The sequence below is a fragment of the Enterococcus sp. NBRC 3427 genome (genome assembly GCF_007996925.1).
Lineage (GTDB): Bacteria > Bacillota > Bacilli > Lactobacillales > Enterococcaceae > Enterococcus_B > Enterococcus_B lactis.
Genome location: NZ_BJLL01000075.1, coordinates 1 through 8,886, shown reverse-complemented (window position 1 = coordinate 8,886; position 8,886 = coordinate 1). Strand labels below are relative to the sequence as shown.

Here is an 8,886-nt window from a genome sequence, read left to right as displayed (position 1 = left end):
TAATAAGAACAGCCAAACAAAAGCAGTTTCTCATGTTTTTCGTTCGGCTGGACTTATTACCGTAGATGCAAGTTTTTGAACACCGTTTACTCAAAAAAGGTTGTGACAACATTCTTGTCACAACCTTTTTTTATGCCCGTTCAATCAAATTGATCCAGCTTCCAATATTCGATCAGATTATTCAATTTTTGACCATAATCAGGATCTGTCGCGTATGTTCCTGTTAGTGCATGGGTAGCATCTCTGTAAGAACGTGCATTGACTTTCCATGTCCCCGCATATCGGTTTGGGTCCCAAGAAACACCATATCTTAATTTTAAGGCATTATCTAAGAAGGATTGGTCAGTGGACTGATAGACCCGAAATTTTGAATTGACAGGGACAACGACACCATTGATCACTTCGTTAGATATATGCCAGATATAGCCATACTTTCCTTCATCTTCGCCGTCTTTGAATTTCATCCCAAAGAAGTTATTCGCGTGCTGAGCTAGATAGCTTGTGCCATATCCTGTTTCTAGGATCGCTTGAGCCAACATGACAGAAGTATACAAGCCATGAGCAGGCGCGATACGATTCGCACTTTGGCTGACGGAATTGATGAATCTTCCCTGAGGTGTCTGATCATTCACTTGTCCTAGAATCGTCAGTTGGTTTGGCTGATAGCCACTTGGCCGCCGGTCGTTTTCAACAATGGTCAGCTGGATACCTTCAACAGGCAAATTCATCCTGACAGAGCCTGCTTTTTGTCCATTTGATGCCCAGCCTAACCAGCCTCTGGAACGAACAAAGGCACGATAATAAATATCATAGTTTTCAGCAAGTTCTCCTGTTAACTGAAAGGAAAAGGCTTGAAGAGAGCGATTTTGTCCAGTCGTTCCTGAAATCGCTCCATTGGATACAGTTCTGGTCCAACCGCTGTCAGCTATGTGTGAATCATATTGGATATCACCAGTATACCTGGATGTTCCTAAATTTGCGCGAATCGCTTCAAATTGTCTTCCTTGATTTGCGTAGCTGATCGAGTTGTTTAGGCTAGTTTGGCTTACCCAGCCAATATTCGATACATGTCCTTGCAACGTGATTCTAGGTGGAGCTATACGAAAGGCGCGAGTAGTTGCACCAGGTGCGGCTCCTCCTTTCCTTACTAATACAATTTGAATCGCTTCTGCACGGTAAGCATAGCCTTGTGTGCCAGCTGATTCACCGTTCTTTGCCCAGTTCATCCAGCCGAATTCTTGTGCATGTACACGATAATAAACGTCATATCGGGTGCTGATTGTGCCAGTCAGATTGATGCGGATCGCCTCAATAGGCAGATTTTGTCCAGTCGTGCCAGAAATCGTGCCATTTTGTGCCCAGTTGGTTTCCCAACCTTTGTTAGCGATATGGGATTGATAAGTGATACCGCCACCAATCGTATTTTCAGATAAACGCAGTTGCATTGCTTGAAGACTTAACCGTTGGCCAGTCGTACCAGCTTGATTAGCAGCATCTGTCTGACCTAACCATCCTCTGTTAGTTACGTGAGTATTCGCCAATACGGATGGTTCCTTTTCGATATAAGAAATACCGTTGGTAGCAGGACCGGAACTGTTTTTGTCCAATAATTGGATTTCAATTGCTTCGATTTGATGACCGTATCCAAGTGTTCCGGAAGGATTTCCGTTCATTGTCCAAGGAAGCCAGCCAAAATTTCGTACATGGACTCTATAATAAACATTGTAAGTTGCTGCTAATTGTCCAGTTAATCGAATATTGATTCCTTCAATCTGTTTGACTTGTCCAGTCGTGCCAGAAATAGCGCCGTTAGATACCCAATTTTGCCATCCTGAACCTTGGACATAAGAGGTGTATTCAATAGCACCAGAGAGGGAGGATGAAAGATGGATACGAAAAGCTTCTACTTGTAAAGATTGACCTGTTGTTCCTGAAAGTTGACCGCTAGAAGCATTTGGCAGCCAACCACGATTTTTGACATGTGTACTATAGGTAATAGATGGACGTGCAGTACGCAAGGTAGATTCATCTGTCTGTGGCACTTTGTTTTCCGGCTGGAAAGAAGAATCAGTTGTTTCTTTTGAATCAGATGCTGTACTTTCAGCTGTTCCTATCTGTTCATTTGAGGAATCAGTCTCTGCTGATACTGGATCCTCTGGTTGGAATTCTTTCTGTGGGACAAAAACGATTGAAGAATCCTTTGCTGTCAGCACATAAAACACTTGATCGCTGATTTGGACTGCTCTTTGTACGTGATAACTTTCTGAATGTGAAATGGTTTCCTCTGATTGTTCTAACCAAGCTTGATCAAGTGACAGAGAGGCAACGGCTGATTCAGAAAGCTGACCTTGTGATGCTTCAACTGGAACTGTTTTTGGCTCATGAACAGTTACAGAGTTTGCTGCTACCCATCCTTCATAGTTTGCTGTTTGGATATGTACCCAAGTCGTTTGATCCGATAACGCTACTTTATCTGTGATGAGGGCTGGTCCAGATATTTTTTGATGTTCTTCTTGGCGATAGAAGGTAGGATAAATATCAGTTTCATTCAGAGTCGTATAGGTTTCTGTCATACTTATATGTGTTTGAATGATAGGACCAGCTGCAACTTCTGAGTAATACGCACGTACGGAAGAAAGAAAATGCTCCTTGTCTAGAGTGAGCGAATCGTCAAACATCAAGAAATCTGCTGATTTTTCCAAGGGTAAAGAATAGGTTTTGATTTTTTTTGCTACATAATAGGCCAAATAATTGGTGACTTGTTCTGTTGGTTCTGTCGGTATGACCAGTTGGATCGTTCCTTTATCCACCCATTGTCCATCGGGTAGCTGGACATCAGTAGAGACAATCTCATACACACCTTGCGCATCAATGTAGCTATGAGCAGATTGCTGCTGAATGAACGATTCCTTTGTTTGTTTTGAAGCTGAAAGATGGATTTTATCAGGTTTCATTTGTTCAAATCTACCATTTGCTCCTTGCAAAGAGGGATTTCCAGAGATTTTTGGCGGTGTAAAATTTTCTACTGCAGAAGAGCTGTCTTCTAGATTTTGATAGGAATTCTCTCCAGATAGGCTTGATTGGGATGGTGCGCTTTCATCTTCTGATAGGGCAGATGTTTCTGTTGTTTGAACATTTGACAAAACGGTATCAGCAAATACGAGACTATTAGGTAACAACGTCGCATTCACTAAGAGAAATACTGCGGCTACTATTCTTTTTCTCACATCATTGTCCTCTCTTTCTTTTTTATTGTTCCTTCTTTTCATTCTACAAGAGATTTCTTTTATTTACACTCATTTCTATTGAAAGCCTTTGTTTTTTAATTTCACAGCTGATTCTTTGACTTTTTTCTTTTTTTATTCTATTATTGATAAGTCAATCGTTGACTAGTCAATCATTAGAGAGGAGGAAATTATGTCTTTAGAAGAGATTAGCCACCTTTTATATCATATCAAATTAGCCGATCAAAAAATCGTCCAGATCTTTGAGGAAAATATCGGTATAAGTCTTACTAGATACGAGATCATGATGAGACTGAAAGAAGAAAATCCATTGCTGCAAAGCAGTTTGCAAGAAAAGTTGCAGATTGATCAAGGAGCAGTTACTCGTCATCTGAAGGTATTAGAAGCAAACGGCTATGTTTCGCGTCAGAGAAATCCTCAGAACAACCGGGAAGTGTACGTAGCACTGACAGAAAAAGCCCAGCAGAAAATCGAGCATTGTGAAATGGACCATAAAGATACAGGTTCCGTGCTGTCCCCAGCTTTCAGCGATGTAGAAATGAAACAATTCCTAACACTTTTAGATAAATTAAATACCCAACTTTGCAATATAACAACAGAAACGAAAGAGGTTAATAATAATGGAACAAAAAAATGATTTTTCAACAATTATGACTGGTAGAAGATCCGTTCGCGTATATGATGAAACATACAAAATCCCAAACGAAGAAATGCTGGAAATGATTAAAGAAGCGACGACTGCTCCTTCTTCTGTCAATATGCAACCATGGCGCTTTGTGGTCGCTGAAAGCGAGGAAGCAAAAGAAATCTTGCGTCCTTTGATTCGTTTCAATACGAGACAGAATGATACTTCTTCTGCAATGGTCATGATTTTTGGCGATATGCAATGTTACGAATATGGCGAAGAAATCTATAACCAAGCTTACGAATCAGGGAAGATGCCAAAAGAAGTCAGAGATCAACAATTAGCTGCGATCATTCCTTATTACAAGAGTTTTTCAAGAGAAGAAATGAACGATGTAGTCAAAGTCGATTCTAGCTTAGCGGCTATGCAATTCATGTTAGTTGCGCGTGATCATGGCTATGAAACAAATCCAATTGGTGGATTCGAAGCAGATCAGTTGGCAGAGGCATTTGGTTTGGATAAAGACCGTTATGTTCCAGTTATTATTTTATCAATAGGAAAAGCGGTAGAAGAAGGTTACGAGTCTGTTCGTTTAGCACCAGAAAAGATCACTACGTTCAAATAAAAGGTTTTCAGTTACTATTCAGTAGCTATTGCTTTTTTTGAATCGTGTGTGGTAACCTAATAAAAAAGGAGGTCGGAAAAATGACTGCATCGATGAAATTACGTTTTGAACTTTTGAATAACAACTAAATAAATTCAAAAGACATGTATAAACAACAATTTCATGGGTGGAGTATGTCCATTTTTTCGAACGACAGTAGAATAGGTGAAAGCTATGACAGATTTGATGATTTAGTCATAGTTATTTCGTTCAGAGTAGGAAAAGATGTTATGCAGTTTTTTTGCAAACAGATTTTTCTGCTCTTTTTTAGTATCGATAATTGTTGTTTTACATGAAATAGGAGTGTAAAACATATGCAAAATTTAGCAATAAATATAACAAACCTGCAAGTTCGTTTTGGTAACCAGTTAGAATTATCTATTGATTCTCTTCGTGTCTATCAGCAAGATCGGATAGGGATCATAGGGGAAAATGGAGTCGGTAAGTCAACGTTGCTTAAACTGATAGCCGGTGAACTTATCCCCGATCAAGGGAAAATCCAAACAGAGATCACTTTCAACTATCTGCCTCAATTAACTTATCTTACTGAAACAAAGGATCTGAATTTGGAATTAGCCAGTCATTTCCAGTTAAAACTGGAAGAAACTTCGGAACGGAAATGGAGTGGAGGGGAAGAACGAAAGATCGAGTTGATACGTCTTCTTTCTTCTTATGAACAAGGGATGCTTCTAGACGAGCCGACAACCCATCTAGATAGAAAAAGTATGGATCGACTAATTGAAGAGCTTCGTTATTATTATGGCACGCTGATTTTTGTTAGTCATGACCGCTATTTTCTAGATGAGCTGGCAACGAAAATCTGGGAAGTAAAAGACGGAGAAATCCGAGAGTTTTCGGGGAATTATAGTGCCTATCTCACTCAAAAGGAATTGGAGAAAAAGACTCAGCTACGAGAAGCAGAGTCGATCATGCAAGAGAAAAAACGATTGGAAAAATCGCTCCAAGAAAAGAAAAAACAAGCGGAAAAGTTGGAAAAAGTGTCCAGTAAAAAGAAAAAGCAACAAATTAGACCGGATCGGTTGTCTTCCTCTAAACAAAAAGACAGTGTACAAAAAGCCATCCAAAAGAATACGAAAACATTAGAGAGAAGACTCCAAAAAATAGGAGAAACAACCAAGCCGCAACAGATGAAACAAATCCGTTTTCCAGTACCAAAATCTCTTGCACTCCACAATCGTTATCCAATCATGGGACAAAATATCCAATTGGAAAGAAACGGAAGAACATTACTGATAAATAGCGATTTTCAATTTTCTTTAGGTAAAAAAATCGCGATTGTCGGCGAAAATGGTTCAGGTAAGACAACTTTATTGGAACATATCCGCAAACAAGGAGAAGGAATCCTTCTCTCTCCGAAAGTAAGCTTTCAAGTCTATCAGCAAAAGGATTATCAAATGACATCTGAAGAATCCGTCATTCGTTTTGTCATGAGACAAACAGAGTTTTCGGAATCGCTTGTCCGCAGTTTGCTGAATCACTTAGGGTTTGCTCAGGAAACTCTGGCGAAACCGTTGTGTACGTTAAGTGGGGGAGAAGCGACCCGTTTGACGATTGCTTTGCTTTTTACTAAGCCAAGTAATGTGTTGCTGTTAGATGAACCGACTAATTTCATTGATATGGCAACGATCGAAGCTTTAGAGAAGCTGATGCAAGTATATCCGGGAACGATTTTGTTTACTTCTCATGATTCCTACTTTGTCGAGCGTACGGCTGATGAAGTTTATGAAATAAAAGGGCAGAAAATAAAAAAAGTACTTACGAGAAATTTTTAAATGTGCTACGATGATTTTCGTGACAAATTTAAAGGAGTGGTACAGATTGCCTACAAATAAAAAAGAAGGAATAATTTTTACAACAATGATGTGTTTTTTGATGGTCTTGGGGATGAGCGCGTATAATTTATGGCTGCATCAAGATCTTCATTTATCAAGTTTGTTGATTGGTCTAGTGCCTGGATTCGTGGTGGCTTTCATTTTGGATGTCTTCATCATCGGTGTGCTGGCGAAAAAAATTGCCTTTAAACTACCAGTAAATCCAGAAAGCAAGATCCAAATGATCTTAACTATTTCCTGCTTGATGGTTTTAGGAATGGTCACATGTATGTCTTTGTTTGGTGTGATCATGGAACAAGGAATACCTGATCAATTATTCTCTGCTTATATGAATGCTTGGAAAATGAATGTGATTGCCGCTTTACCGTTGCAGTTGATCATCGTTGGCCCACTTTCAAGAAGTGTGTTGAAAGCCATTCAAAGCAATGAATGATGGAACACTGTTTATTTGAAAAAAAGGTTGTGACCTGCTTTTTGTCACAGTCCCTTCAATGCTGTTCTAGAAAGAAAAACGATCCGAACGATAGGTTCTTGCCTATCTTTCGGATCGTTTTTCTTGGTCAGCTGTATCGTTCTTTTAGTGAAGATGATTCGTTGCTTAATAGATAAATCTAGAAAGGTTCTGTTTATCCATTACTCAAAAAACGGCTGCATTTGTTCTCTTACTTGCTGACACCATTGGAGTTCCTGCTGACAAAGCATGATTCGGCGCTGGATCACAACATAACGTCCAAATTCTTGTCTCTTGTCTAGCGAGAGGTCATTCAATTTTTTTTGATTTTTTTGCATGATTTTGTTCAGCTGTTGTTCTCTAGTGAATAGCAGTCCAGTAGCTGTTGTTTTGTCGAGTGTCGAAAAAGCATAGATTTTTGCTAAAAATTCATCTTTTTGCGTAGGAGCTGGGGTCTCCTCTTTGATCCATTCCTCTACAAGGGCACGTCCTTCATCAGTTAAGTGGTAGATCTTTTTTTGAGAGTGCTCGTCTTTGTCCAAAACGGTCACATAACCCTGCTGGTCTAACTTGGCAAGTGTCGTATAGATCTGACTGTGATGAGCTTCCCAAAAAATTGTGATCAGCTGCTTCAATTCATATCCAGAACGCGGTTTGGATAAAAGCACGCATAATAATATATAGGCTAAAGTATTCATAAAAACCCTACCTCTCGTCTTATTTTCTTTATTATATCACAGTAAAGTTTCCATGTTTTACATGTGCATATTGACATGTAAAATAAATCATGTATGATGCTAATAGAGAGAAAGGGATGGAAATATTGGAGAATCAAATAGATATACAAGAACAAACAAATGAGGAAACAAAGGGGAAAAGTTCGGCGCTAGTTGTAGCAGCTACCTGTATGATCGCTTTTATGGGAGTAGGCCTAGTAGACCCGATCTTAAAAACGATTGCTGCACAGTTAAACGCTACGCCAGCTGAAACGACCCTGTTATTTACTAGTTACATGTTAGTCACTGGTGTGGTGATGCTATTTACAGGTTTCTTATCTAGTCGGATTGGCTTGAAAAAAACATTGATGACCGGATTGTTTATCATCGTTGTATTCGCTGGTCTTGGTGGATTATCTGGCAATATCGGTATGTTGATTGGGTTACGTGCCGGCTGGGGTGTCGGGAATGCTTTGTTTGTCTCTACTGCTTTAGCAACGATCGTCAGTATTTTAGTCGGTAACACAGAAAAAGCAATCATGATGTATGAAGCAGCACTTGGTTGCGGAATGGCAGTTGGTCCTCTAGTCGGTGGGGTCTTGGGTAGTGGTTCATGGCGTTATCCATTTTTTGGGGTAGCATTTTTGATGTTTTGCGGTTTTATAGCCCTAGCAGTACTTTTACCTGAAACTGAGAAACCAAAGAGAAAAGTAGGCCTTTGGGAAGGTGTCAAAGCGTTAAGCAATCATAAACTTCGTTCAGTTGGACTGATCGCATTGTTATATAATTTCGGATTCTTTACTTTACTTGCGTATGCGCCATTTTTATTGATTGGCTATTCTGAATTAGAAGTCGGTTTTGTATTTTTTGGCTGGGGTGTGCTTCTGGCTATTGCTTCGATTTTCGTTGCACCGGCTCTTGAGCGGAAGTTTACGACTTATCGGACGATTTTAGTTGCATTTGTCTTATTCATTATTTGTTTGCTGTTATTAGGAGCTGGAACTTCTATGCCAGTCCTTGTACCGATCAGCATTGTGTTAGCAGGATTTTTCCAAGGGATCATCAATACATTGTTGACGACGGTTGCTATGGAAATACCCGGTCTGCAACGAAACGTTGCTTCTTCTAGCTATAGTTTTGTCCGCTTTTTCGGTGGAGCTTTAGCACCATTTATTGCAGGTGTGATCGGCGAACATATTGGTGAAAGCTATGCGTTTTATTTTGCAGGTGCCATTGTTCTTATCAGTGTATGTTGTATCATTTATCACCGTAATTATTTTGCTACAAATGAAGAAGAATAAGAAACCAGAGGTTGTGAAATCAGCGCTTTGA

7 protein-coding genes are annotated in these 8,886 nt (G+C 39.6%); 5 read left to right on the top strand and 2 right to left on the bottom strand.

The window, feature by feature from the left end; all coding sequences use genetic code 11:
- Positions 1 to 140: 140 nt before the first annotated feature.
- Positions 141 to 3,269 (bottom strand): glucosaminidase domain-containing protein, encoded by a 3,129-nt coding sequence (locus tag ESP02_RS12115; RefSeq protein WP_002373331.1) that lies wholly within the window; start codon positions 3,267 to 3,269, stop codon positions 141 to 143.
- Between the two features lie 148 nt (positions 3,270 to 3,417).
- Between ESP02_RS12115 and ESP02_RS12110 the strand changes: the two genes are divergently transcribed.
- The 4 genes from ESP02_RS12110 to ESP02_RS12090 all read left to right on the top strand — a co-directional run bounded on the left by ESP02_RS12110 (position 3,418) and on the right by ESP02_RS12090 (position 6,820).
- A complete protein-coding gene (locus ESP02_RS12110; protein ID WP_002373333.1) occupies positions 3,418 to 3,882 on the top strand; it encodes a MarR family winged helix-turn-helix transcriptional regulator in 465 nt (154 codons plus the stop codon).
- Complete coding sequence (locus ESP02_RS12105; RefSeq protein WP_002373335.1) at positions 3,866 to 4,495, top strand: nitroreductase family protein; 630 nt, start codon at positions 3,866 to 3,868, stop codon at positions 4,493 to 4,495. Before ESP02_RS12110 ends, ESP02_RS12105 begins: the two co-directional genes overlap by 17 nt.
- 353 nt (positions 4,496 to 4,848) lie before the next feature.
- Positions 4,849 to 6,327 carry an ABC-F type ribosomal protection protein Msr(C) gene (gene msr(C) / locus ESP02_RS12095; protein WP_002373346.1) on the top strand — a complete coding sequence of 493 codons (1,479 nt, stop codon included), beginning with the start codon at positions 4,849 to 4,851 and terminating at the stop codon, positions 6,325 to 6,327.
- Between the two features lie 46 nt (positions 6,328 to 6,373).
- On the top strand, positions 6,374 to 6,820 hold the full coding sequence (locus ESP02_RS12090) for a DUF2798 domain-containing protein (protein ID WP_002310470.1): 447 nt from the start codon (positions 6,374 to 6,376) through the stop codon (positions 6,818 to 6,820).
- 200 nt (positions 6,821 to 7,020) lie between these two features.
- Here the strand turns inward: ESP02_RS12090 and ESP02_RS12085 are convergent, their stop codons facing one another.
- Entirely contained in the window at positions 7,021 to 7,536 is a 516-nt protein-coding gene (locus ESP02_RS12085; RefSeq protein WP_002310468.1) for a PadR family transcriptional regulator, read from the bottom strand.
- A gap of 116 nt (positions 7,537 to 7,652) precedes the next feature.
- Between ESP02_RS12085 and ESP02_RS12080 the strand changes: the two genes are divergently transcribed.
- The gene (locus tag ESP02_RS12080; protein WP_038399145.1) at positions 7,653 to 8,855 is read left to right on the top strand and encodes an MFS transporter; all 1,203 of its coding nucleotides are present in this window, start codon (positions 7,653 to 7,655) and stop codon (positions 8,853 to 8,855) included.
- Positions 8,856 to 8,886 lie beyond the last annotated feature (31 nt).

Coding starts and splice junctions, on each gene's coding strand:
- ESP02_RS12080 (WP_038399145.1), top strand. CDS start 7,653: ATGGAAATATTGGAGAATCAAATAGATATACAAGAACAAACAAATGAG.
- ESP02_RS12085 (WP_002310468.1), bottom strand. CDS start 7,536: ATGAATACTTTAGCCTATATATTATTATGCGTGCTTTTATCCAAACCG.
- ESP02_RS12115 (WP_002373331.1), bottom strand. CDS start 3,269: ATGAAAAGAAGGAACAATAAAAAAGAAAGAGAGGACAATGATGTGAGA.
- ESP02_RS12105 (WP_002373335.1), top strand. CDS start 3,866: ATGGAACAAAAAAATGATTTTTCAACAATTATGACTGGTAGAAGATCC.
- ESP02_RS12110 (WP_002373333.1), top strand. CDS start 3,418: ATGTCTTTAGAAGAGATTAGCCACCTTTTATATCATATCAAATTAGCC.